19 protein-coding genes are annotated in these 22,272 nt (G+C 70.2%); 8 read left to right on the top strand and 11 right to left on the bottom strand.

What is annotated here, in order from left to right; translation table 11 throughout:
- Positions 1–11: 11 nt before the first annotated feature.
- From FKO37_RS19725 to FKO37_RS19710, 4 genes are read right to left on the bottom strand one after another with little or no spacing between them, the layout of a single operon-like run.
- Positions 12–476, bottom strand: a complete 465-nt coding sequence (locus tag FKO37_RS19725; protein WP_037812664.1) for a ribose-5-phosphate isomerase — start codon at positions 474–476, stop codon at positions 12–14.
- Positions 473–2,155, bottom strand: a complete 1,683-nt coding sequence (locus FKO37_RS19720; RefSeq protein WP_238605399.1) for a dihydroxyacetone kinase family protein — start codon at positions 2,153–2,155, stop codon at positions 473–475. Before FKO37_RS19720 ends, FKO37_RS19725 begins: the two co-directional genes overlap by 4 nt.
- Positions 2,156–2,182: 27 nt before the next feature.
- Entirely contained in the window at positions 2,183–2,956 is a 774-nt protein-coding gene (locus FKO37_RS19715; protein WP_238605398.1) for an SDR family NAD(P)-dependent oxidoreductase, read from the bottom strand.
- Positions 2,957–2,987: 31 nt separating this feature from the next.
- Positions 2,988–3,809 carry a sugar phosphate isomerase/epimerase gene (locus tag FKO37_RS19710; RefSeq protein ID WP_238605397.1) on the bottom strand — a complete coding sequence of 274 codons (822 nt, stop codon included), beginning with the start codon at positions 3,807–3,809 and terminating at the stop codon, positions 2,988–2,990.
- A gap of 187 nt (positions 3,810–3,996) precedes the next feature.
- On the opposite strand from FKO37_RS19710, the gene FKO37_RS19705 reads away from it, so the two are divergent.
- The 3 genes from FKO37_RS19705 to FKO37_RS19695 are packed head-to-tail and all read left to right on the top strand — an operon-like array spanning position 3,997 to position 7,244.
- Positions 3,997–5,340, top strand: coding sequence for an MFS transporter (locus tag FKO37_RS19705; RefSeq protein ID WP_043834145.1), 1,344 nt, complete (start codon positions 3,997–3,999; stop codon positions 5,338–5,340).
- Positions 5,341–5,367: 27 nt separating this feature from the next.
- Positions 5,368–6,252 carry a transketolase gene (locus FKO37_RS19700; RefSeq protein ID WP_308196535.1) on the top strand — a complete coding sequence of 295 codons (885 nt, stop codon included), beginning with the start codon at positions 5,368–5,370 and terminating at the stop codon, positions 6,250–6,252.
- Positions 6,249–7,244 (top strand): transketolase family protein, encoded by a 996-nt coding sequence (locus tag FKO37_RS19695; RefSeq protein WP_238605396.1) that lies wholly within the window; start codon positions 6,249–6,251, stop codon positions 7,242–7,244. The genes FKO37_RS19700 and FKO37_RS19695 overlap by 4 nt, the downstream gene beginning before the upstream one ends.
- Before the next feature lie 25 nt (positions 7,245–7,269).
- Here the strand turns inward: FKO37_RS19695 and FKO37_RS19690 are convergent, their stop codons facing one another.
- The 5 genes from FKO37_RS19690 to FKO37_RS19670 are packed head-to-tail and all read right to left on the bottom strand — an operon-like array spanning position 7,270 to position 15,685.
- On the bottom strand, positions 7,270–7,998 hold the full coding sequence (locus FKO37_RS19690) for a TetR family transcriptional regulator (protein ID WP_238605395.1): 729 nt from the start codon (positions 7,996–7,998) through the stop codon (positions 7,270–7,272).
- A 19-nt stretch (positions 7,999–8,017) separates the two neighbouring features.
- Entirely contained in the window at positions 8,018–9,550 is a 1,533-nt protein-coding gene (locus FKO37_RS19685) for an FAD-dependent monooxygenase (RefSeq protein WP_238605394.1), read from the bottom strand.
- Positions 9,547–11,226, bottom strand: coding sequence for a (2,3-dihydroxybenzoyl)adenylate synthase (locus tag FKO37_RS19680; protein WP_238605393.1), 1,680 nt, complete (start codon positions 11,224–11,226; stop codon positions 9,547–9,549). Before FKO37_RS19680 ends, FKO37_RS19685 begins: the two co-directional genes overlap by 4 nt.
- 10 nt (positions 11,227–11,236) lie before the next feature.
- Complete coding sequence (locus FKO37_RS19675) at positions 11,237–13,558, bottom strand: hydantoinase B/oxoprolinase family protein (RefSeq protein ID WP_238605392.1); 2,322 nt, start codon at positions 13,556–13,558, stop codon at positions 11,237–11,239.
- An 18-nt stretch (positions 13,559–13,576) separates the two neighbouring features.
- Positions 13,577–15,685: a hydantoinase/oxoprolinase family protein gene (locus tag FKO37_RS19670; RefSeq protein ID WP_037812688.1), complete on the bottom strand. Its 2,109-nt coding sequence runs from the start codon at positions 15,683–15,685 to the stop codon at positions 13,577–13,579.
- A 195-nt stretch (positions 15,686–15,880) separates the two neighbouring features.
- On the opposite strand from FKO37_RS19670, the gene FKO37_RS19665 reads away from it, so the two are divergent.
- The 4 genes from FKO37_RS19665 to FKO37_RS19650 are packed head-to-tail and all read left to right on the top strand — an operon-like array spanning position 15,881 to position 18,739.
- Positions 15,881–16,627 (top strand): maleate cis-trans isomerase, encoded by a 747-nt coding sequence (locus FKO37_RS19665; protein WP_037812690.1) that lies wholly within the window; start codon positions 15,881–15,883, stop codon positions 16,625–16,627.
- Positions 16,628–16,650: 23 nt separating this feature from the next.
- Complete coding sequence (locus tag FKO37_RS19660; RefSeq protein ID WP_037812693.1) at positions 16,651–17,271, top strand: VOC family protein; 621 nt, start codon at positions 16,651–16,653, stop codon at positions 17,269–17,271.
- On the top strand, positions 17,268–17,513 hold the full coding sequence (locus FKO37_RS19655) for a hypothetical protein (protein WP_238605391.1): 246 nt from the start codon (positions 17,268–17,270) through the stop codon (positions 17,511–17,513). Before FKO37_RS19660 ends, FKO37_RS19655 begins: the two co-directional genes overlap by 4 nt.
- Positions 17,510–18,739 (top strand): alpha/beta hydrolase, encoded by a 1,230-nt coding sequence (locus tag FKO37_RS19650; RefSeq protein ID WP_238605390.1) that lies wholly within the window; start codon positions 17,510–17,512, stop codon positions 18,737–18,739. Before FKO37_RS19655 ends, FKO37_RS19650 begins: the two co-directional genes overlap by 4 nt.
- Positions 18,740–18,778: 39 nt before the next feature.
- On the opposite strand, the gene FKO37_RS19645 is transcribed toward FKO37_RS19650, so the two are convergent.
- Positions 18,779–19,723: a hypothetical protein gene (locus FKO37_RS19645; RefSeq protein ID WP_238605389.1), complete on the bottom strand. Its 945-nt coding sequence runs from the start codon at positions 19,721–19,723 to the stop codon at positions 18,779–18,781.
- A gap of 143 nt (positions 19,724–19,866) precedes the next feature.
- Between FKO37_RS19645 and FKO37_RS19640 the strand changes: the two genes are divergently transcribed.
- Positions 19,867–21,132 carry an MFS transporter gene (locus FKO37_RS19640; RefSeq protein WP_238605388.1) on the top strand — a complete coding sequence of 422 codons (1,266 nt, stop codon included), beginning with the start codon at positions 19,867–19,869 and terminating at the stop codon, positions 21,130–21,132.
- A gap of 36 nt (positions 21,133–21,168) precedes the next feature.
- Here the strand turns inward: FKO37_RS19640 and FKO37_RS19635 are convergent, their stop codons facing one another.
- Positions 21,169–22,248, bottom strand: coding sequence for a DUF6801 domain-containing protein (locus FKO37_RS19635; RefSeq protein WP_238605387.1), 1,080 nt, complete (start codon positions 22,246–22,248; stop codon positions 21,169–21,171).
- Positions 22,249–22,272 lie beyond the last annotated feature (24 nt).

The raw sequence follows: 22,272 nt of genomic DNA, 5'->3' as shown, positions 1-22,272 counted from the left end.
CTGACTCGGCGTCAGCACCGTTCGTAGTCGTCGAGCAACTGTACCTTCGCCGCGCTCGGCGACCGGTCGTCGAAGGCGTACCCGAGCCATTCGCGCACGAGCCGGCGGGCGAGTTCGAGACCGATCACGCGCTGGCCCAGGGCAAGCACCTGGCAGTTGTTGGACAGCACCGAGCGTTCCGCGGAGAACGAATCGTGCGCGGTGGCCGCGCGGATCCCGGGCACCTTGTTCGCCGAGAGCGCCATGCCGATCCCGGTCCCGCACACCAGCACCGCGCGGTCGACCGTGCCCGCCCGGATCGCCTCCCCCGCGGCGAGCCCGATCTCCGGGTACGGCCGGTGTTCGTCCTCGGCGCCGCGGTGCACGCCGAGGTCGAGCACCTCTGACACCCGCGGATCCGCGCGCAGGTCGCGGGCGAGTTGTTCCTTGTAGTCCAGGCCGGCGTCGTCGCAGCCGACCGCGATCCGGTAGGTCATCGGATTCCTTCCGCGAGAGTGCGCACGATCAGTGCGAGGGAAACGGCACCGGCGTCCGGGGTGCCGACACTGCGTTCGGCCAGCGGGCGCGCCCGGCCTTTCTTCGGGGTCAGCGCGGCGGTGTCCCGCGCCGCGGCTTCCGCGACCGCGGCCGCTTCCGCCCACGGCTTCCCCACCACCAGCGCGGTACGGAACGGTTCGAGCGCGTCGACCATCGTCTTGTCGCCCGGTTCGGCGCCGCCGAGTCGCACGACCCGGTCGGCGAACGCGTCGACCACGACCCGGACGTCGACGACCCCCGATTCCGCACCGATGGCTTCTCCTGCCGCACGCAACCCGGCACCCCACAGGACACCGGACGTGCCACCGGCCCGAGCTGCCCACTCGTCCCCGGCGGCCGCTAGACAATCGCCCGCGCCCGCCCCGTCGTGCCAGGCGGACTCGGCGCCCGCGAGAGCAGCGTCGATGCCGCGGACCATGCCGCGTCCGTGGTCGCCGTCCCCTGCGACGGCATCGATGGCGCCCAGCTCGGTTTCGGCTCTGTGCAAGGCTTTTCGGGCCGCGCGCAGGCCGTCCAGCATCGCTTCGGCGAGCTTTCGCGACTCAGGCGAGGCAGCGGCGTAACGCGGCGCAGCAGGTTCGGCCACGACGTCGGCTGCCGGAGCGGCTGCCGATTCGTGCCGGATTTCGCCGCGACGGAAGGCGGGCGTGGCGGCGGGCGCGCGCCACCAGCGTTCCAGTTCCTCGTCCAGCCAGGTCACGGTGAGCGAAACGCCTGCCATGTCGAGGCTGGTGACCAGTTCGCCGACCTCCGGGAGCACCGGCGTGTGGCCGGATTCCCGCAGCAGCGCGGCGATCCGGGTCCACAGCACGAACAGTTCCTCGTGCTTGACCGAACCGAGGCCGTTGAGCACCACCGCGACGCGATCGCCCGCACCGCCGGGCTTTTCGGCGAGGATCCGGCCGACGAAGTCCTCGGCCAGAACGGCGGCGGACGGGAGCGGGAGGTCGCGCAACCCGGGTTCGCCGTGGATGCCGAGGCCCAGCCCCATCTGCCCGTCCGGGACGGTGAACAGCGGGGTGTCCGAGCCGGGGAACGTGCAGCCGGAGAACGCGGTGCCGATCGTGCGGGTCGCCGCGTTGGCCTTGCGCCCGGCGCGCACGACCTCGTCGAGATCCAGGCCTTCTTCGGCGGCCGCGCCAAGGATTTTGAAGACCACGAAGTCGCCGGCGATGCCGCGCCGCTGCTCCGCTTGTTGCGGCGGGGCGCTGGCGATGTCGTCGGTGACCACGACGTGTTCCGCGCGGATCCCGCGTGCCCGCAGCGATTCCGCGGCGAGACCGAAGTTGAGCACGTCGCCCGCGTAGTTGCCGTAGCTGAACACCACTCCGGCGCCGGAATCCGCGGCTGCCGCCACCGAACAGGCGTCCTGCGCGGACGGCGAGGTGAAGAGGTTGCCGCTCACCGCGCCGTCGGCGAAACCCGGCCCGATCACGCCGTAGAACGCCGGGTAGTGCCCGGATCCGCCGCCCGGCAGCACCGCGACTTTCGGCCGGGCGGGCCGGTCCGCGCGCACCGCGCCGCCGGGCACCCGCCGCACCGCGCCTGCGTGCAGATCGCAGAACCCGGCGAGCGCGTCCTCGGCGAACGCCGCCGGATCGTCGTAGAGGTAGGTCATCGCGTGTGCTCCGTCCGCAAGGGAGGGTCAGTGGAGGAACGAGCCGCCGTTGACGTCGATCGTGGTGCCCTGCAGGTAGCCCGCGTCGTCGGTGGCGAGCCAGGCGATCACCCCGGCGACGTCGTCCACGGTGGCCTGCCGGCCGAGCGGGACGCTGCGGGTGATCGCGGCTTCCAGTTCGGCGGTGGTCGATTCGGCGCGGATGTCGGTCTCCACCGCGCCGGGCGCGATCGCGTTCACCGTCACCCCGGCGTCGCCCAGTTCCCGCGCCAGCGCTTTGGTGAAGCCGAGGATCGCGGCTTTCGCCGTGCTGTACGGGGTCCGGCCGAACACGCCGCCGCCCTGCTGCGCCGACACCGAGGACATGTTCACGATCCGTCCCCAGCCCGCCTCGATCAGGTCGGGCAGGAACGCTTTCGTGACCAGGTAAGTGCCGGTCGCGTTGACCGCCAGCACCTTGTTCCACAGGTCGAGCGTCGTCTCCAGGAACGGCACCGGCGAGGTGATGCCCGCGATGTTGACGACCGCGCCGACGCCGGGCAGGCGGCCCGCGTCGACCTCGGCCCGCACGGCCGCGTACGCGGCGAGCACGGACGCTTCGTCGGCGACGTCGACGCCGTGCGAGAAAGCGGTCGCACCGGTCGCGGCGAGTTCGCCGGCCACTTCCTTGGCGGCGGGCTCGTCGAGGTCGAGCACGACGACCGCCCAGCCGTCCCTGGCGAAGCGGGCGGCGGTGGCGCGGCCGATTCCGCGGGGCGCGCCGGCTCCGGTGATCACGGCGGTGCGACGGGTTCCGGTCATGTCCGTTGTCTCCTTGGCGTCAGAAGGGAAATCAGAGAGCGGCGAGGTAGGCGGCGGCTTTCACCGCAGCGGCCGGACGTTCCTCGTCAGTGACGTCCCGCGTTTCGAGTTCGAGAGAGCTGTGGCCGCGGTAGCCGGTGGCGCGCAGCGCGGCGAAGGTCGCGGCGAAGTCCACGTCGCCGTTGCCGATGCTCAGGTTGATCTGGCCCGGCGTCGCGTCGCGGAGGTGGACGTGCGCGATCCGTCCGGCGAACCGGTGCGCGAACGCGGCCGGGTCGCCGCCGGACGCGACGATGTGGCTGGTGTCGAGGACCAGCCCGACCGCCGGGTCGAGCCGGTCGGCCAGCTGACCGGCGAGGTCGACGGTGTGGCAGAGCCGGTACAGATGCGGCGCTTCGCACCACAGCTCGAGGCCCCGGCTCGCGGCCAGCGCCGCCGCCCGGCCCAGCTGGTCGGCGACGAGGTCCAGGTCCGCTTCCAGGCTCGTCACCGGCTCGTGCGACAACGCGCCGCACGGCAGCACGAGCGCCCGCGCCCCGCACGCGGCGGCCAGGTCGAGCAGCCGCCGCAGGTGGGCCGCCCGGTCCGCCGCCTCCGCCGGGGCGAGCGGGCGGTTCAGGTCGCCGACGTCGCCGTTGACCGAGCGCACCGCCAGCCCGGACGCGCGCACCTGCCCGGCGACGATGCGCACCGCCGCGTCGGTGAGGTCGTACGGCACGTGGTCGCAGACCCCGGGCAGCGCGCCGAGGTCGGTCTCGGCGAAGCCGCAGTCCGCGACAACCGCCAGCGCGGCGGGCAGAGGCAGGTGCCGGAAGCTGATCGTGGAGCAGCCCGGCGCGGGGAGGCGTTCCATGGTCGGCAATGTTAACAGAGAAGTGTCAACAGACAAGGCCACGCCGAATGATCAGTTCTCACAAGGGATTATCTCCGATATTTACTGTTGACAGAGCATCCAGCAGAGCGCACGATACGCTCCATTGTTGACAGCCAGGCAGCTCGATTACTGTCGAGACGGCCGCTGGAAGAGAGAGGCGATCGACATGCGCAGCGAAGCGCTCACCATGCGGGGCCCGGTGCACGGCACCGCGGACGCCCGCCGGGTGGCCTGGGGCTCCACCGCCGGGGCCGTGATCGAGAGCTACGACTTCATCGGGTTCGGCACCGCCGCGGCGCTCTACCTCGGCCACGCCTTCTTCCCCGGCGCGTCGCCCATCGCCGGCACGCTGTCGGCGTTCGCGACCCTCGGCGTCGGATTCATCGCGCGGCCGCTCGGCGGGATCGTCGGCGGGCACCTCGGCGACCGGATCGGCCGCAAGCCGGTGCTGGTCGCGTCGCTCATCATCATGGGGCTGGCGACCTTCGCCATCGGCCTGCTGCCGACCTACGCGACGGCGGGCGTGCTCGCGCCGGTCCTGCTGGTGACCGTCCGGATCGTGCAGGGCCTCGCCTACGGCGCCGAGTGGAGCGGCGCGATCCTGATGACCTACGAGCACGCGCCGTGGCTGCGCAAGGGCAGGTTCACCGGGATCGTGCAGTCCGGGTTCCCGATCGGGCTGCTGCTGGCGAACCTGGTGTTCCTCGTGTCGGTGAACCTGCCCGGCGACTGGGCGTGGCGGGTGCCGTTCCTGGCCAGCCTGGTGCTGGTGATCGTCGGGCTGGTGCTGCGGGCGAAGGTGCCGGAATCGCCGGTGTTCCAGGACGTGCGCGACAGCGGCGACCTGGTGAAGGCCCCGATCGCGGCGGTGCTGCGCGACGACTGGCGCAACGTGGTGCGCGGCATCGGCCTGCGGATCGCCGAGACGGCGGGCTACGCGGTGTCGATCACCTACCTCATCTCGTACCTGAAGTCGGAAAAGCTCGCCAGCAGCGGGGAAACGATCCTGGCGCTGTGCATCGCCTCGGCGATCGGCATCGCCGCGACCGTCGGCTGGGGCGCGCTCACCGACCGGGTCGGCCGCCGCTCGGTGTACGTCTGGGTGACGCTGTTCGCCGCGCTGTGGGCGATCCCGATGTTCCTGCTCGTCAACACCGGCACGCTGATCGCGATCGTGTGCACCGTCGTCGTCTCCTACGGCGTCTGCCAGAACGCGCTCGCCGGATCGCAGGGCGCGTGGTTCCCGGAACTGTTCCAGGCGGGCACCCGCTCCTCGGGCGCCGCGCTGGCCTACCAGATCTCGGCGATGATCTCCGGTCTCACCCCGTTCGTCACGACGCTGCTGTTCCTCGGCATGGGCTGGCTCGGCCCGGCGCTGCTGTTCCTGGCGTTCTCGCTGCTCGGCCTGGTCTCGGCGCTGGTGACCCGGGAAACCTGGGGCCGCGCGGAGCGTGAAGCGGCCCGCGCGGCGGTCGCGAGCTCCGCGCCCGCTGCCCAGCCCGCCGCCTGAATCCCTGTCGCCGAAAGGAAAATCGCTGTGAGTCTCGACCTGATGACGCCGACGTCGTTCCGGCGACGGCTGGACGCCTGCGCGGAATCGGCGTACCGCATCCGGATGGGCGTCCTCGACGAGGGCGAAGCGCAGGGCGAGGGCTACGTCGGGCAGGCGCTCGGCGCGGCCGACCTTCTCGCCGTGCTCTACCGCGACGTCCTGCGCTTCGACCCGGCGGATCCGGAGTGGCCGGACCGCGACCGGTTCCTCCTGTCCGTCGGCCACTACGCCCTGCTGCTCTACTCCGCGCTCGCCGAGGCCGGGGTGCTCCCCCGCGAAGAACTGGCGACCTACGCCGCGGACGGCTCGCGGCTGCCGATGTCGGCGATGGCCACCTACACGCCCGGCGCCGAGATCTCCGGCGGTTCGCTCGGCCACGGGCTGGGGCTCGCCGTCGGGATGTGCCTCGGGCTGCGCGCGCAAGGCCGGACCGGGCAACGGGTCTTCACGCTGTTCAGCGACGGCGAACTCAACGAAGGGTCGACGTGGGAGGCCGCGATGAGCGCGGCGAGCTGGCAGCTCGGCAACCTCGTCGCGTTCGTCGACATGAACGGGCTGCAAGCGGACGGACCGACCCGTGACGTCCTCGCCCTCGACCGCCAAGAAGACCGCTGGCGCGCCTTCGGCTGGCACGTGCAACGCGTCGACGGCAACGATCCCGAGGCGTTGCTGCGCGCGGTGGACGAGGCGACCGGCAACGCGTCGGCCGTCGGACAGCCGCACCTGGTCATCTGCGACACCGTGGTCGGCAAGGGCGTCCCGTTGCTCGAAGGCCGGGAAAAGCTCCACTTCATGAAGATCGCCGCCGAGGAATGGCCTGTGTGCAAAGAGCAGCTGACCGCCGGACACGAGAAGAGGACCCGCCGATGACCGTCGCCCAGCCGCAGCGCTCGGCCGCGATGATCGCCTCGATCGCCGACCCCGGGGTGCGCACGACGCGGGCCCCGTTCGGCGACGCGCTCGTCAAGGCGGCCGAGGCGGACCAGCGGATCGTCGGGCTCGCCGCGGATCTGGCGAAATACACCGACATGCACGTGTTCGCCCGCGCGTTCCCGGACCGGTTCTTCCAGATGGGCATGGCCGAGCAGGTGATGATGGCCGCCGCCGCGGGCATGGCCGAGGTCGGCCAGATCCCGTTCGCCGCCACCTATTCGGTGTTCGCCACCCGGCGCGCCTACGACTTCCTGTGCCTCGACATGGCCGAACCGGGGCTCAACGTCAACATCGTCGCGGCGTTGCCCGGCCTCACCACCGGCTACGGCCCGAGCCACCAGGCGACCGAGGACGTCGCGATCCTGCGCGGGATGCCCGGACTGACCATTGTGGACCCGTGCGACGCGGTGGACATCGAGCAGGCCGTGCCCCAGCTCGCCGCGGCACCCGGCCCGAGCTACACCCGGCTGCTGCGCGGCGCGGTCCCCCGGATCCTCGACGACTACGACTACTCCTTCGAACTCGGCAAAGCGAAACTGGTCCGGCCCGGCGACGACGCCGTTTTCGTCTCCTCCGGCCTGATGACCATGCGTGGCCTCCTCGCCGCCGAGCAGCTGGCGAAGCGGGGAATCGACGTGGCGGTCGTGCATTGCGCGACGCTCAAGCCGTTCGACGAGGAGACCGTGCTCGCCCAGATCGCGGGCGACCGTCCGGTGTTCACCCTCGAAAACCACAGCGTGATCGGCGGCCTGTTCGAAACCGTCGCCGCCGCCCTCGCCCGGCGCGGCATCGGCAAGAAGGTCGTGCCGATCGCCCTGCCGGACGAATTCCTGGCCGCCGGTGCGCTCCCGACGTTGCACGACCGCTACGGCATTTCGACGAACGCCGTGACCGACCGGGTCCGGGAGGAGCTGTCCGCGCGGACCTGACCGAACTGGCCGCGCGCCGGACGTCTTACGCCCGCTCGGATTCGTCCGGGCGGGCCAGCCGCTCGACCAGATCCAGCTCAAGCCGGACGTTGGCGAGAATCCCTTCCACCGTCGGGGATTCCGGTGCGCGGTCGTCGCTCCGGACGGTGCGCACGGCCATCTCCGCGAGCTGGTCGGCGGTTTCCTGGTCGTCGCCGCCTTCCTGGTGCCACCAGGCGATCCAGTTGAGCATGCCGATGACGCCGAGCGCCGCGGTGCGCGGGTTGACGTTGCGGAAGCTTCCGTCGGCGATGCCGCCGTCGATCACCTCGACGAGTTCCTTCAGCACGCGCCTTCGGCTCGCCCGGTAGGACTTCGCGAGGTGCTCGGGCAGATCGGATTCCGACCGGATCATCAGCCGGAACCGGTCCGGGTCCGCCATCTGGTGCAGCGCCAGCGTCTGTGCCATGCGCCGCAGCTTCGCCGTCGGGCTCAGGTCCGCCAGCGCGTTGATCTCGCGCAGCAGCTGTGCGGGCTGGTCGGCGATCTCGCTGACCAGCTGGGCGAACAGGTCGTCCTTGCTCGCCACGTAGTGGTAGACCGCCTGGCGGGTCAGGCCGGTCGCGTCGGCGATGTCCTGCAGCGTCGTCCCGGCGACCCCGCGCTCGGCGAACAGCCGGGCGGCGTTCTCCTTGATCTCCCGTTCGACGAGTTCGCGCCGCACGCTGGGGCGGCCCCGGCGTTTGGGCGGCGGGTCGGCGGCAGGGGAAGTCATAGCGGCCAAGGCTAGTCCATCACCCGGTGAAGGCTACGAGATCGACACGCTCGCTGGCGAGCGCGCCCGCGGCGACGGCCCGGAGCCCGGCGGGCACGTCCGCGACCAGGAGCGCGCCGGTCGCGCGGCGGATGCGCTCGCCGAGGTCCAGCCGGTCGAGGGTCGCCTCGCGGTCGCCGGGGCCGGTCAGCCAGTACGCGCTCGCAGGCGGCAAACCCGCGATCAGTTCGGCCGCCTCAGGGCTCCACGGCCGGACCGAGATCTCGACCGGCAGCGTCCCGGCGGCGGTGCGCAGCGCCTCCGGAGCGGTGCGGCCGGGGAACCGGCGCCCGCCCGCGGTCAGGGGCCGGCCGAGGATCCACTCCGTGATCGAGGCCGGGCACGGGACCTCGTCGGCCCCTACCCCGCCGAACGCGGCGAGACCGGGGACGGCGACCTGCGGCGCGGACTCCGCGAACCGGTCGACGGGCACCTTCCCGGCCCGCGTCATGTACGCGACCATCAGCTGCTCCACCGGCATCGACAGGCGCTCCGGGAACGAGTCCCACCACGCCATCGAGCGTTCGGCGATGGACTGCAGGTGTTCGACGGCGGGCCGCCGCTCCGCCTCGTACGCGGCGAGGGCGTCGTCGAGGCCGCCGGCGGCGAGCACCGCGCGGTCAAGCGCGATCGCGTCCTCCATGGCGAGTTTCGTCCCGGAACCGATCGAGTAATGCGCGGTGTGCGCGGCGTCGCCGAGCAGCACCACGTTGCGCGTGTGCCAACGGCGGCACCGGATCGTGCGGAACCGGAGCCATTTGGTGCGATTGCCGATCAGCCGGTTTCCTTGCAGGGTCTCGGAAAACGCTTCCTGGAGGTAGCCAAGCGAGCGCTGGTCGCTGTCTCCGTTGGGCGTCTCGCGGGTCGAAACATCGAATCCCGCCCGCCGCCACGTCTGCTCGTCGGTTTCGATCAGGAAGGTGCTGCGGTCGGCGGCGTACGGATAGGCGTGCGCGACGAAGGTGCCGTGCTCGGTAGTGACCGGGGTGAAGATCGCCCGCGGCAGCGCGAAATCGGTGCCGCACCAGAGATACAGGCCCTCGCCCTCGGCGATCTCCGGACCGAACTCCTCGGCCAGGTCAGTCCGGGTCGCGCTCGAAATCCCGTCGGCGGCGACGATCAGGTCGGCATCGAGCTCCGACACCGCCCGGCGCTCGCCGAAGCGCAGCTCCACTCCGGCGGCTTCGGCGTGCTTTTGCAGTACGGACAACAAGGTCGCGCGTCCGATGGCGAGCAGTTCGCCGTGCGCGAGACGCACCTCCGAGTCGCCGACGCGCATCGACATCTCGTGCCCGTGCGAGGCAGCGACGATGCTGTCGAGCGATTCCTCGTCGGCGAGCCGCAAATTCCGTTGCGTCCGCGACGCCAGCCCGACGCCGAATCCGAAGGTCTTGTCCGGCACGCCTTGTTCGTAAACCGTCACCTCGGCGCCGGGATGACTGCGTTTGAGCAGCCGGGCGGCGTAGAGGCCGCCCGGCCCTCCGCCGAGGACGGCGATGGTGTCGAGCTTCATGCTCCGGCTCCTCGCGGGGTCGGTCCGGCCGCGAGCGGTGCCGCCGCATCGGCCCGGAGGCGCTTCTTGTCGATCTTCCCGACGTTGGTCTTCGGCAGTTCCGGCACCCAGACCAGGCGTTCGGGCCACTTGAACTTGGCCACGCCGAGCCCGTCCAGATGCCGCTGCACCTCGGGCATCGTCAGGGTCTGCCCGGTCGCGGACACCAGGAACGCGCAGGCTTTCTCCCCCAGCCGCGCGTCGGGCATCGCGACCACCGAGGCGATCGCGACGTCCGGGTGCTTCATCAGCAGCACCTCGACCTCCTCGGCGTTGACCTTCTCGCCGCCGCGGTTGATCAGGTCCTTGATCCGGCCCTCGATCGACACGTGCCGGCGGCCGTCGACGACGTGGACCGCGGCGAGGTCGCCGGTGCGGTAGAAGCCGTCCGAGGTGAACGCGACCGCGTTGTGTTCGGGCGCGTCGAAGTAGCCCGGGATCGTGTACGGACCGCGGCAGCACAACTCGCCGACCGCGCCGTCCGGCACTTCGGTCTCGGTGCCCGGTTCGAGGATCCGGACCTCGTCCGACGGCGCGATCGGCGTGCCGACGGTCGTCGTGCGCAGGGCTTCCGGATCGCCGGCCCGGCTCGCCAGGAACATCCCCTCGGACATCCCGAACATCTGTCCCGCCCACCGCGTTTCGCCGTCGTCCACGCGCCGGAACACGTCCGGCGGGACCTTCGCCCCGGACAGCACGGTGCGCCGGACCGTGGGGAGGACCGCGTCGAACTCGGCCGATCGAAGCGCCTGGTAGTGGCCGTGCCCGATGAGGACGTCGGTCACGCCGTGCTCCGCCATCAGCGCGAACGCGGCGACGTGGTCGGGGTTGGCCAGGATCAGGGTCGCGCCGACCGAGTGGGCGGCGTGCAGTGCGCAGGAGATGCCGGCGTTGTGGATGACCGGGATGAGGTGCGCGAGCCGGGTGTCGGCGTCCCATCCCAGCGCCTGGGCGTACAGGAGCGCGTTGTTCCAGTACTCGGCGTGGATCCGCGGGATCACCTTCGGCACTCCCGTTGTCCCGCCGGACAATTGGAACACCGCGACGTCCTGCGGATCGGTTTCCGCCTCGACGCTTTCGACGAACGCCCGTGCTCGCGCCGGATCGATCCCGGCGCCGAGGTCCTCGATCCGGTGCGTTCCTTCCGCCGCGCCGACCGTGAGGACGGTGCGCAGCGTCGGATGTCCCTCGGCGACCTGGCGGGCGAACGCGACCAGGTCGAACCCGAGCCCGGCCTCGACCAGATGCGCCGCCGCGCCGACCTTGCGGCTGATGTGGCCGATCTCGTGCATCCGGTGCTGCGCCAGCGTCGCCACCGGCACCAGGCCCGCCTTGAGACAGCCGTACCAGGCGAGCACGATCGCCGTCCGGTTGGTCGACTGGAACAGCACCGGGTCGAGCCGGCGCAGGCCCAGGCTGCGCAGCCCGGCGGCGATCCGGTCGGTGCGCTCGTCGAGTTCGCGGTAGGTGAGGGCGCCTTCGGCGGTAATGAGCGCGGGGCGATCGCCTTGCCGCAGCGCGGATTCGTGCAGCCGCGCGCTGATCGGCAGGTCGCTCCATTCGCCGCTCTCCCGGTAGCGGCGGGCGCGATCGGCGGGGTACCGGACCACTCGCCCGTCCCAGTCGAATGCGGTCACTGAATGCTCCTCAGTCGATCGGCGCGGCGGTCAGCAGCGCGGTCAGTTCGCCGACGTGGTCGGGGTGGTCGGCCGGAACGACGCCGGAGTAGACCGCCGACCAGCAGCCCGGGCAGCACTGCTGACGGAACACGACCTCGGCGTCCACGTACTCCGACGGAGCCGAAACCACCTGCGGTCCCGCCGTGCTCGACGGCCCCTCGTAGCGGGCCAGCGCCAGCTTCCCGGATTTGGTGTCGCCCAGCAGCCGGCCGCAATGCGCACAGGCGATCACGCGGGCCTCGCCGATGGTGACCTCGGCCAGGTTGTCGTCGATCCGGCGCGCGTTGCGCAGATCCACTGTCGCCTCTTGGGAAAGCGGCGTCTCGGAACGGTCGCGCCGCTCGTCCAGCATGCTCGCGCGCAACTCGGCGGTGGCCGACTCGTCGAGTTCGCCGTTCGCGATCACGACGCCGTAATTGGTGCGGGCGCCTTCAGCGGTCACCTTGCCGTTGGCCACATCCCAGGCGACCGCGTCGGCATCGCGGCGCAGCGGATCGCCGTAGCCTCCGCCGCCCTGCCAGTGCATGTACAGCACCTCGCCGGGAGCCAGGTAGCTCTCCGCGTAGCAAGCGCCGATTTCCTTGGTGCCATTGAGTTCTTCGAGGTTACCCGGCAGCTGGCCCGACGAAAGCAGTTCCTGCACCCCGGAATCGCGCGCCAGGATCTCGAGACCGGTGTTGCCGGGAAGACCGCCCGCGAGGCCGCCGTTCTGCGCGACCGCCTTGCCCGCGGACGCGAACACCAGCCCCATCGGCAAGCTGCTGCCGTACGGGGTCACGGCGAGCGACGCGCTCACCCCGCCGCGCATCCGCCCCGGTCCGCCCGAGTCGGGTTCTTCCCGGCGCCAAAGCGTCAGCAACGGGTAGAGGAATTCGGTCATCTCGGTGTCCGGGATCCGGCCCATCGGAATGCAGAACAGGCCGCCGGTGTCCATGCCGTCGGCCACCGGACGCGCGCCGTAGCCGCCCGCCATCGGCTCCATCAGGATGTTCAGGAACGGCGCCGGCTGCTCGCCGCGCTCGTCCAGCCCGGCCACGATCGCGGTGTCCCACGTCCCGCAGCACGAGGCCTGGACGCTCTTGCCGAGGTCAACGTCGCGGTCGAGCATCTGCGCGAGGCATTCGGCGATCAGGTTCCCGGTGAGCCAGGCAGGTCCGATCGGGCCCCGGCTGACCGCGGCGGGGAAGGTGGCGTTGTTGATGGTGCCCTCTTCGGAGATCAGCTCGAAGCAGCGCATCAGCCCGCCCGCGGCCCACGGGATGTCGCCGGCCAGCACCGGCAGCACGGCGAGCATGACCCCGCCGCGCATCCCGGCGTAGGTGCAGTTGATGACGCCGGCCTGCGGGTCGGTGCCGGTGAAATCGAAGACCAGGCGATCGTCCGATTTGGTCATCGCGACGGTGATCTTGTGCAGCCGGCGGTCGCCGGTCGACGCCTGGTCCTGGTAACCGGTGGCCTTCCAGGTGCCGTCCGGCAGCCCGCGCAGCTTGGTGCGCAAACGCGCCTCGGAGTCGTTCATCATCCGCTTCATCACGGCCTTGACGGTGTCCGCGCCGTACTGCTCGATCACCGCGAGGAGCCGGTCGCGGCCGACAGTGTTGGCCCCGATCTTGGCGCGCAGGTCGAGGCCCACGAGCATCGGGACGCGCGAGCGGCGGGTCCAGGCGTCGGCGACGTCGCGCTGCAGGACGCGGTCGCGGACCACCTTGATCGGCGGCGTCGGCACCGATTCGGAGAAGACGTCCTTGGCCCCGGGGTCGAACGAGCCGAGGCCGGAACCGCCCAGATCGGGTTCGTGGCAGATCGCGCTGGTCCACGCGAAGAGCTTGCCGTCGTGGAAAATCGGCTGGTACACGATGACGTCGCTCTGGTGCAGCCCGCCGCCGACCCAGGGGTCGTTGCACAGGAACATGTCGCCGTCGGCGATGCCGGGGTTGGCGGAGCGGTGCTCCAGGGTCCAGTAGATCGCGAGGTCGACGGCCCCGACCAGCATCGTGTTGTAAAGGCCCACCTGGACCTCTTGGCCCACCTCGTCGCTGACGGCGAAGTCGAAGTCGTTGGCGTCGGTGACGATCGGGGAACCGGACATGCGCTTGAGCGCCTCCCCCATCTCGTCGGTGACCGACCACAGCCGGTGCCGGATCACCTCGTAGGTGAGCGGGTCGACGGCGTCGATCTGGTCCTGGGTGACGGTGTGCAGCGGGACGGTCCCGCCGACGGCCCGGCTGAGCGCGTCGGGGTCGAGCGGGCGGCTGGAGAAGATTTCCGAGCCGGGGATCGGTGCGGTCATGCCAGTTCTCCTTGGGGCTCAGGCCTGGTCGAGAGCGATGTGCAGGTTGCCGAGCCGGTCGACGGTCCCGGTCGTGCCGTGCGGGACCACGACGGTGGTGGTGGGCACCTCGATCACCGCGGGACCGCGCAGCACGTGGCCCGCGCGGAGCTTGGTGTAGTCGTAGATGGCGGTGTCGGCGTAGCCCTGGCTCGCGCCGAGGCACACCTTCCGGGTGCCGGTGAGCGCCGGGGACGCGTCCGCGGAGTCCGCCTTTTCGAGTTCGGGCAGGGTCGGCGAGAACGGCAGGACGCCGGTGCCGCGGACGCGGTAGGTGATGGCCTGGATGCCGGCCTCGCGGAATCCGCTGTCCTGCCCGAAAAGCGTGGCGTAGCGGGCTTCGAAGAGATCCGCCGCCTTCGCCACGTCCTCGGCGGCCAGGTCGCCGCTGGGGATCGGGGTCGCCACTTCGGCCAGCTGCATCGTGTAGCGCATGTCGATCTCGCGCTCGATTTCGACGGCCGAGAACTGCATGCCCTGGCGTTCGAGCATCTCGCGGACCTCGGACTCGAGCTCCTCGAAGTTGCGCTGCACGCGGACCGGGTCGAGCGGAAGCGCCGCCGGGTCGGAAAGTTCCTTGGCCAGCACGATGTCCGACGAGGCGAGCCCGTACGCGGAGAACGCGGAAGCGACCTGGCCGAGCGGCACCACGACATCCGTGGCGCCGATCTCCTGCGCGTACCGGCCGCAGTGCGCGGGACCGGAACCGCCGAAGGCGTACACGATGAAGTCGCGCGGGTCGTGTCCGGCCTCGACCACCGTCTTCCGCAGCAGGTCGCCGGTCTGCGCGTTCTGCACCTCGTAGATCGCCGCGGCGGCTTCTTCGACGCTCAGCCCGAGCGGTTCGGCGATGCGGGTGCGGATCGCGTCGCGGGCCAGCCCGACGTCGAGCGCGCGCCGCCCGCCCAGCAGGCCGCGTTCGGGGATGATGCCCAGCACCAGGTTCGCGTCGGTGTTGGTGGGCTCGGTGCCGCCGTTGCCGTAGCAGGCCGGGCCGGGGACCGCCTGCGCGCTGTGCGGGCCGATCTGGAGATTGCCGCCCGCGTCGATCCACGCGATCGCGCCGCCGCCGGAGCCGATGGCGTGCACCTCGAGGGTGGGCACGTTGATCGGATGGTGGTTGATGATCGTGGTCGACGACCGCACCGGTTCGCCGTCGACGACGAGCCCGGCCAGGAAGGTGGTCCCGCCCGCGTCGGTGGCGATGATGTTGCGGTGGCCCAGCTGCTCGCCGAGCGACACCGCGCCGACCACGCCGCCGGTGAGCACCGAGCCGACGGTGGAGATCGCGTTGCCCGGAGCCTCGGACGCGGCGACCGCCCCGCCGTTGCTCTGCATCACCAGCAGCGGTCCGGCGAGCTTTTCCTTGCGCAGCTTGCTTTCCAGCTCGCCGAGGTAGTCGCGCAGGCCCGGGCCGACCTGGGTGCTCATGATGGTGGTCGCGTTGCGCGCGAACTCGCGGATGCGCGGGGACACCTCGCTGGAGATAGCGACGAACAGGCCGGGGTCGATCTCGTGCGCGATCTCCCGGATCCGCTGTTCGTGCGCGGGATTGCGGAACGACCACAGCAGCGACACCGCGATCGCGGAGATGCCGTCGGCGACGAGGGCGCGCACGGCGGCGCGGACCTCGTCCTCGTTCAGCGGGACGACGACCCGGCCGTCGCGGTCGACCCGCTCGGTGACCTCCAGCGCGTGGCGCTTGCGGACCAGCCCGTGCGATTTGCTCTGCCCGATCGGGTTCTGCAGCTCCTCCGGCGCGCGCCCGAGGTAGCGGCCCTCGACGTTCATGATGTAGATCGAGTCGCGGTGGCCCTTGGTCGTCAGGAAGCCGATGTCCGGGACCTGGTTCATCACCAGCGCGTTGAGCGACGAGGTGGTGCCGTGCGCGATGTGGTGGGTGCGGGACAGCATCTCCGCCACCGGGACGCCCAGCTGCTCCGCGAGCACGCCGAGCACGTCCATCACGCCGTCCGAGTAGTCCGGCGGGGTCGAGGCGGTCTTGCCCGCGAGCACCAGGCCCTCGCCGTCGTCGAGGACGGCGTCCGTGAACGTGCCGCCGACGTCCACTCCGATTACGTATGCCATGAGCTCCGCTCTCCCTTGAGCTGAACGATCCTAGGTGACCCAGATCACTGGTTCGACTACAATGACGATTATTCGACGCTTGCGCAGAAAAAGTCAAGGGGATGTGCGCATCGCCCCCTGCCTGCGCGGACGACTTGACTGTTTTACATGAGCGTCGAATACTCGTCGTAGACGCAAGGAAGTGAAGGGACCCGCATGAGCACCCACCGGATCGGGCTCGTCGTACCGAGCAGCAACGTCACCGTCGAGACCGAGATGCCGGCCCTCCTCGCGAGGCACCCCTCCGCGGAGTTCTCGTTCCACTCGACGCGGATGCGCATGCACACCGTGTCGCCGGCGGGCCTCGCGGCGATGAACGCCCAGCGCGAGCGATGCGTCATGGAGATCGCGGACGCTTCGCCGGAGGTGATCCTGTACGCGTGCCTGGTGGCCGTCATGGTCGGCGGCCCGGGCGAGCACCGGCGGGTCGAGTCCGCCGTCGCCGAACAGCTCGCCACCGGCGGGTCCGAGGCCCTGGTCCGGTCCAGCGCCGGTGCGCTGACGGAAGGTCTGCGCGCACTCGGCGCCCGGCGGGTCGCCTTGGTGACGCCGTATCTGAAGCCGCTCGCCCAGCAGGTCGTGGACTATCTCGAGGCCGAGGGGTTCGAGATCGCCGGCTGGCGGGCGCTGGAAGTGTCCGACAACAACGAGGTCGGCTGCATCCCCGGCGAACGGGTGATGGCGGCCGCGCGGTCGCTTGATCTGTCCGATGTGGACGCTCTGGTGCTCAGCTGCTGCGTGCAGATGCCCTCGCTCAGCCTGATCGAGCCCGCCGAGCAGGAGTTCGGGATTCCCGTCCTCTCCGCCGCGACCGCCGGCGCGTACAGCATTCTGCGCAGCCTCGGCCTCGACGTCTCGATCGACGGCGCGGGCAGTCTCCTGCGCGCCCGCGCCACTGTCTGATACCGCCGGAAAGGAGAACCAGCATGTCCGAAACACACCTGGTGAAGGGCGTCGACCACGTCGCCTTCCCCACGTTCGACCCGGCCGGGACGGTCCGCTTCTACCGGGACACCCTCGGTTTCCCCGTGGTGCACTCGATCTGCGCCGCGGGCTGGGGCCCGGAGCAGCACCCGGATTTCATCCACTTCTTCTTCGACATCGGCAACAACGACCGGCTCGCGTTCTTCTACTACTTCGGGCTGGACCAGTTCGACGGCGGCCCGCAAGGCGACGTGTACGCGAAGTTCGCCGAAGACGTGCCGCTCTTCTTCATCCGCTCGCGCCACCTCGCGATCCACGTGGACAGCGAGGAGCACCTCCTGGAGTACCGCCGCCGGCTCGACGCGAGCGAGTGGCCGGTCGAAATGCAGATCCAGCACGAGACCATCGAGTCGATCTACACCCACGATCCCAACGGATACATGGTCGAGATCACCCGGGCGCTGCGTCCGGTGACGCCGCAGGAAGACCTCGACGCGAACCTCACCATCGACGCCCTCCTCGACGTCGTGTCCGGCCCGGCGCCGTCGATGGACGCACTGCTGGTCCGCAAGGCGGAACTCATCGTCGAGCGGTCTTCGGCGGCGGAGGTGCCCGCGCGATGACTGCCGTGTTCTTGTTGGATGTTCCCGAAAACCAGCCGATCGTGGCGGTCGCGGCCCAAGCCGACACCGTCACCGTCGACCGGCTCGGCGCGTATTTCAAACTCAGCGCACCGGGTCCGATCGTGATCGATCGCCGCGCCACCGGCTGTCGGCATGCCGTGTGGTACAGCAGCATTGCGGGCCTGCTGGACGCGAAAATCACGCAGTGGGACAAGGACGCGCTGCGGCTGGAAGCACGATGACCGCGCGACTCGGCGCTGGACGGTACATTGAGACCGCCGAAATCCCCTCTGGCACCATCACTTCCGCCCACGAGCTGACCACATTAGACGGTGCGAAAGTCTCCGGCGTGCTGCGTGCACTGCCCGGTGCCGACACCGTCGTGTCGATCATGCATCCGCGGATGGACACGACCCACCACGTGCTCGTCCCGGAACTGGTGGCACGGGGTTTCGCGGTGTGGACGCAAGGCACGCGCTCGCCGAACAACGACCTGAACCTGATCCACGAACAGGCCCTGCTAGACGTTGCCGCCGGTCAGGTTTTCCTGCGGGATAAGGGATTCTCCGCCCGGGTCACGCTAGGCCACTCCGGCGGCGGCACCCTGTTCGCGTTCTACCACCAGCAAGCAGGACTGCCGCCAGAACGACGACTCACCGCCGCCCCGTCCGGCCGACCGGTCGACCTGGCGTCCGCAGACCTGCCCGCCCCGGACGGCGCCGTGTTCCTCGCCCCGCACCCCGGCCAAGGCGCGCTGCTGCAACGGCTGATCGACCCGTCAGTCGCCGACGAGTCGGATCCGCTGTCCGTGCTCCCAGAGCTAGATCCGTTCTCGGCCGCCAACGGTTTCGCCCCTCCCCCGTCGTCTTCGGCTTTTTCCGCTGACTTCATCGAGCGCTACCGCACAGCTCAAGCCGCCCGGATCGCGCGCATCGACGCGGAAGCCCGCTCCCGCGTCGCCGTCGCCGCCGAAGCCCGCACCCGGTTCAAGACCACGCAGGACCCCGCGGACCGCCGAGCGTCCCTGGCACCCCAGATCCTGACGATCTACCGCACCGACGCCGACCTGCGTTTCGTCGACCTGTCCCTGGACCCGAACGAGCGCCCGTACGGCTCGCTGTTCGGCCGCCGCCCCGACCTGACCGACTACGGCCTGGTCGGCTTCGCGCGGCTGGTGACCCCGGAAGCGTGGCTGTCGACCTGGTCGGCGAACACGAGCAATGCCTCGTTCCTGCGCTGCGCGCCGGGCGTGCGGACCCCGTCGCTGTTTGTGGAACTCACCGGAGACGCGGCTTGTTTCCCTGACGACGCGAAGGCGATGGTCGCTGCGTTGGGCGCTGAGGATGTCGAGCATCGTCAGGTGCCAGGGACCCATTTCGGCGGCCCGCTGCGGCCTGGCGAACCTACCGGGGCCAGTCTGGCGGCGGTGGAGATCGGCGAATGGCTTTCGGCTCGGTTTCCGGGGTGAAGGTGCGCTCACCGCGGTGTCGCAGGGACTCCGCCGACCTCAGCGCTTCACGACAGCCCGGCGGTAATCGCGAATCCCCACAACGGTCAATGCCACCACGATCACCCCGGCTGAGCAAACCTGCGCGAGCACTATCTCGTCGCACGGAATGATGCCGTTCTTCAGCACCAGGTTCTGGACCAACGCCAGCGCGATGCACAGGGCCAGCGCGAACGTCCAGGCCGGGCGTGGTTCGGAGCGGAGCCGGAGCAGCAGGTATCCGGCTCCGGCGATCGCGCACAGCCAGACGAGCGGGGACAACCCGGTGAGCCGGTCGAGGCCGCCGGGGAGCCCGAACCTGAGCGCGAGGACGGGCGCGAGGAGCAGGCTTCCGCCGATGGCCCACCACCACGGTCGCGTCGGGGGCAGCGGGGCGTCGGAGTGGAAGGCTGGCAGCAACAGCACCAGCGGGAGCCACTGCGGAGCGAAGTACGCGGCGGCTTCGGGGCTGGAATGTTTGGCCAGGAACCAGATCGCGCCGGCCGCCAGGATCGTCACGGCAGCGACCCGTGCCAGGCGGCGCCAGCCGTCGACCAGCAGGACGAGCGGGATCAGCGCGGCGGCCAGCGGGATGAGCTCGGTGATCAGGTCCGACGTCAGCGCGGCGCGGAAGGTGCTCGGGTAGGGGCCCGAGAGGGTGAGGAGCGTCCAGAGCGTGTTGCTGACGTTGCAGGCCGATTTGAGCACGTCCCAGAGCAGGCCGAGGAGCGCGACCTGCCGCACGAGATCACCGAGGGCAACTGTTCGGGCGGGTGCCGCCCTGGCTGCCAACCGGGTGCGTACGCCCAGCGCCAGCACCGCCCACAGTTCGCTCCACAGCGCCTTGCGGTCCTGCTCGTCATGCAGGTCGAGCAGGGCTCCGACCATCTCGTCGCCTCGGTCGGCGCGGTACCAGGCCGGGAGGACGCGGACCAGGGCGCGGTACTTCGTCTCGGTGCCGATCATGCTCGTGCCTCCGCTGCGTGCCGGCTTCGCACCATGGTCCACATATATCCTAGGACGATATATAGCGGCGTACGTTGCTTCGTCGTCCGCGAAACTTCGCCGAAGCGGCGTTGAGGCTGCTCATCCGCCCCTACGGTCACTCCATGAAGTCTTTGCGGGATGCCCTCTCGCTGGATGAACTCAGGGGGAAGAAGGAACGGTTCTTTGCGGTCTCGATGGCGATCCTTTACCTCGGCACCGGCCTGTCCTACTCCTCGCTGGCGATCTACCTGATCCGCTACGCTGGCCTGTCTCCGCCGGTCTACGGGGCGGGCATGAGTGTCGCCGCGGTCGTGGGGATCGCGGCGGGGCCACTGGCGGGATGGCTGGCCGATCGCCGCGACGGACATGCTGTTTACACGGCGCTGGTGTGGTTGATGGGCATAGCCACCTTGAGCTTCACCGTCGCGCCGGGCTGGGTGGCGCTCGTTCTGCTGAGCGTGCTGGTGGCATGCGGCCGAGGCAGCGCGGCGGTGATCGGTGCGCTGATCGGGCGGGCCGTCGATGCCGAACACCGGGTGCCGTACCGGGCGGTGCTGAAGTCGCTGAGCAATGTCGCGATGGTCGTCGGCCTCAGCCTTGGTGCGCTGGTGCTGGGATTCGGGTCGATTGTCGCGTTCCGGGTCAGTTTTGCCGTCGAGGCAATGACTTTCTTGGTCGCCGGAATGCTGGTTCGGGCAGCCGGAAAGCACCTCGCGCCGAAACGGGCGGACCCGGCGCGGGCGGACGAGCCGGGTGCGGGCCGGGCGAACGTGCTGCGGGACCGCCGGTTCGTGCTGCTCACGATCGCCAACGGCGTGCTGACGTTGTCGGAGTCGATGATCACCATCGCGTTGCCGTTGTGGGTCCTCGGCCGGATGCACGTCCCGCTGTGGCTGGTCTCGGTGGCGCTGGTCGTGCAGACGGGCGGCATCGTGGTCTGCCAGATCCCGGTGAGCCGCCGGGTGACCGATGTGCCGACGGCGGCCAGGGCAGCCCGGCTCGGTGCCCTCCTCCTCGCCGCGGCCGCCGTGCTGTTTCCGGTCGGGGCGCTCGCCGATCGCGGTGCTATCGCTGTCGCCGCGATCGTCGGGATCGCGCTGGCCGTCGTCGGCGGAGAAGTGCTGTACGGCACCGCTTCCTGGTGCTTTCTCTACGACCTGGCACCCGAGTCGGCGCTCGGCCGGTACCAGGGCTTCTACAACATGGGATTCGACCTGAGCATGATCGTCGCACCGTCCCTGTTCGGCTGGTTCGCGAGCACCGGCACCCAGGTGGGCTGGTTCAGCCTGGCAGCGGCGTTTCTCGTGACCGGACTCGCGTTGACGCCACTCACCCGCCGGAGCCCATCCCGCGCACAGCCGGGACACGGCGCTCGCCCGAACGCCTAGGCGAGCACCGTGCCCCGCTTCCCGATCCCCCGGGGTCTACCGTGCCGTCAACGCGACAGCGAAAGCGTTCCCTTCCCCCTGAAACAACGAGCTGAGGTACCCGGTGAAGGCACCGCAGTCAGTCAACGGCGGGATCGCATACGTCCCGGCCACCGGGCCACCGGCGGCCAACGCGAACCCGGTGCCAGTGCGCAAATCGACCGGGATCGGGGCGCTCGCGCGGCAGTTCTGGTCCGCGACGGGCACGCCGAACAGCGACACTTGCGGCACGGCCAACGCGAGCTTCGTGTGCGCCACGAAACCGCCGTCGCCCAACGAGCCGGTTTGCTCGCCGTCAGGCGTGAAGCGCAGTTCGGCGGTTCCTGGCACGAATCCGAAGAGCTTGAACGCCGCTTGGGCCGGGTCGAATGCCGGGCGGTCGCTGAAAGTCGGCTGCGTGGTGACGGCGAAAGAACCGTTGAGCGGCACCGTCGTTCCCAGTGCCTTCACCGTCGTCGTGCCGGTGAGGCTGTAGTGGTAGCCGCTCTGCGTGGTGCCGACGTCGAAGCTCAGCAGGACCGAATCCTGTCCCGGGTCGAGTGTGCAGTCCGAGGTGAACGAGCCCAGTCCGGTGAACGATCCGTCGGCCTTCTTCGGGGTCAGCCGGGTGCTGAAACCGCCGAGGGTGATCGTCGTCTTGCCTGCGTTCGGGACCACTATCGGCGGTACCGAGCCGGTCGCTTGGGCGGTGAACGGACCCGACGGCGGCAGCGTCGTCTTCGCCACGGTGAGCGGTACGGTCACGGGGAGGGTCAGGGAGCCGTTGGCCAGCGTTACTTCTGCGGCGGCAGTCCCTTCGACGCTCGCTGCGCCGACCAACGCCAAGCCGCGCGTGGCTTTGTCCGGAACGACCACCGACACCGCGAGGCCCGACGTCGTGAGCGTGCCGCCCGGTGCGGACGGTACGTCGAACGACGCCTTCACCTCCACGTCCAGTTTCTGTTCCCCGATCAGGGGAAACGGGCAGGTGTAGCTCAGCTTCTTGTCGACCTGCGTCGCCGCGGCCGAGGGAGAAGCCAGGCAGGCGACGGCGAGGCAGGCGAGACCCGCCGCGAGCAACCACCGGGCTTTCGGCACGGTTTCCCCTTTCCGAGGGCATGG

Source organism: Amycolatopsis sp. Poz14, assembly GCF_006704225.1.
GTDB lineage: Bacteria > Actinomycetota > Actinomycetes > Mycobacteriales > Pseudonocardiaceae > Amycolatopsis > Amycolatopsis nivea.
Note: the sequence above shows the minus strand (reverse complement) of the source record. Positions and strands in the feature narration are given on the sequence as shown.

Coding starts and splice junctions, on each gene's coding strand:
- FKO37_RS19665 (WP_037812690.1), top strand. CDS start 15,881: ATGAGCACCCACCGGATCGGGCTCGTCGTACCGAGCAGCAACGTCACC.
- FKO37_RS19685 (WP_238605394.1), bottom strand. CDS start 9,550: ATGAAGCTCGACACCATCGCCGTCCTCGGCGGAGGGCCGGGCGGCCTC.
- FKO37_RS19670 (WP_037812688.1), bottom strand. CDS start 15,685: ATGGCATACGTAATCGGAGTGGACGTCGGCGGCACGTTCACGGACGCC.
- FKO37_RS19725 (WP_037812664.1), bottom strand. CDS start 476: ATGACCTACCGGATCGCGGTCGGCTGCGACGACGCCGGCCTGGACTAC.
- FKO37_RS19695 (WP_238605396.1), top strand. CDS start 6,249: ATGACCGTCGCCCAGCCGCAGCGCTCGGCCGCGATGATCGCCTCGATC.
- FKO37_RS19690 (WP_238605395.1), bottom strand. CDS start 7,998: ATGACTTCCCCTGCCGCCGACCCGCCGCCCAAACGCCGGGGCCGCCCC.
- FKO37_RS19715 (WP_238605398.1), bottom strand. CDS start 2,956: ATGACCGGAACCCGTCGCACCGCCGTGATCACCGGAGCCGGCGCGCCC.
- FKO37_RS19650 (WP_238605390.1), top strand. CDS start 17,510: ATGACCGCGCGACTCGGCGCTGGACGGTACATTGAGACCGCCGAAATC.
- FKO37_RS19675 (WP_238605392.1), bottom strand. CDS start 13,558: ATGACCGCACCGATCCCCGGCTCGGAAATCTTCTCCAGCCGCCCGCTC.
- FKO37_RS19640 (WP_238605388.1), top strand. CDS start 19,867: ATGAAGTCTTTGCGGGATGCCCTCTCGCTGGATGAACTCAGGGGGAAG.
- FKO37_RS19645 (WP_238605389.1), bottom strand. CDS start 19,723: ATGATCGGCACCGAGACGAAGTACCGCGCCCTGGTCCGCGTCCTCCCG.
- FKO37_RS19720 (WP_238605399.1), bottom strand. CDS start 2,155: ATGACCTACCTCTACGACGATCCGGCGGCGTTCGCCGAGGACGCGCTC.
- FKO37_RS19710 (WP_238605397.1), bottom strand. CDS start 3,809: ATGGAACGCCTCCCCGCGCCGGGCTGCTCCACGATCAGCTTCCGGCAC.
- FKO37_RS19705 (WP_043834145.1), top strand. CDS start 3,997: ATGCGCAGCGAAGCGCTCACCATGCGGGGCCCGGTGCACGGCACCGCG.
- FKO37_RS19660 (WP_037812693.1), top strand. CDS start 16,651: ATGTCCGAAACACACCTGGTGAAGGGCGTCGACCACGTCGCCTTCCCC.
- FKO37_RS19655 (WP_238605391.1), top strand. CDS start 17,268: ATGACTGCCGTGTTCTTGTTGGATGTTCCCGAAAACCAGCCGATCGTG.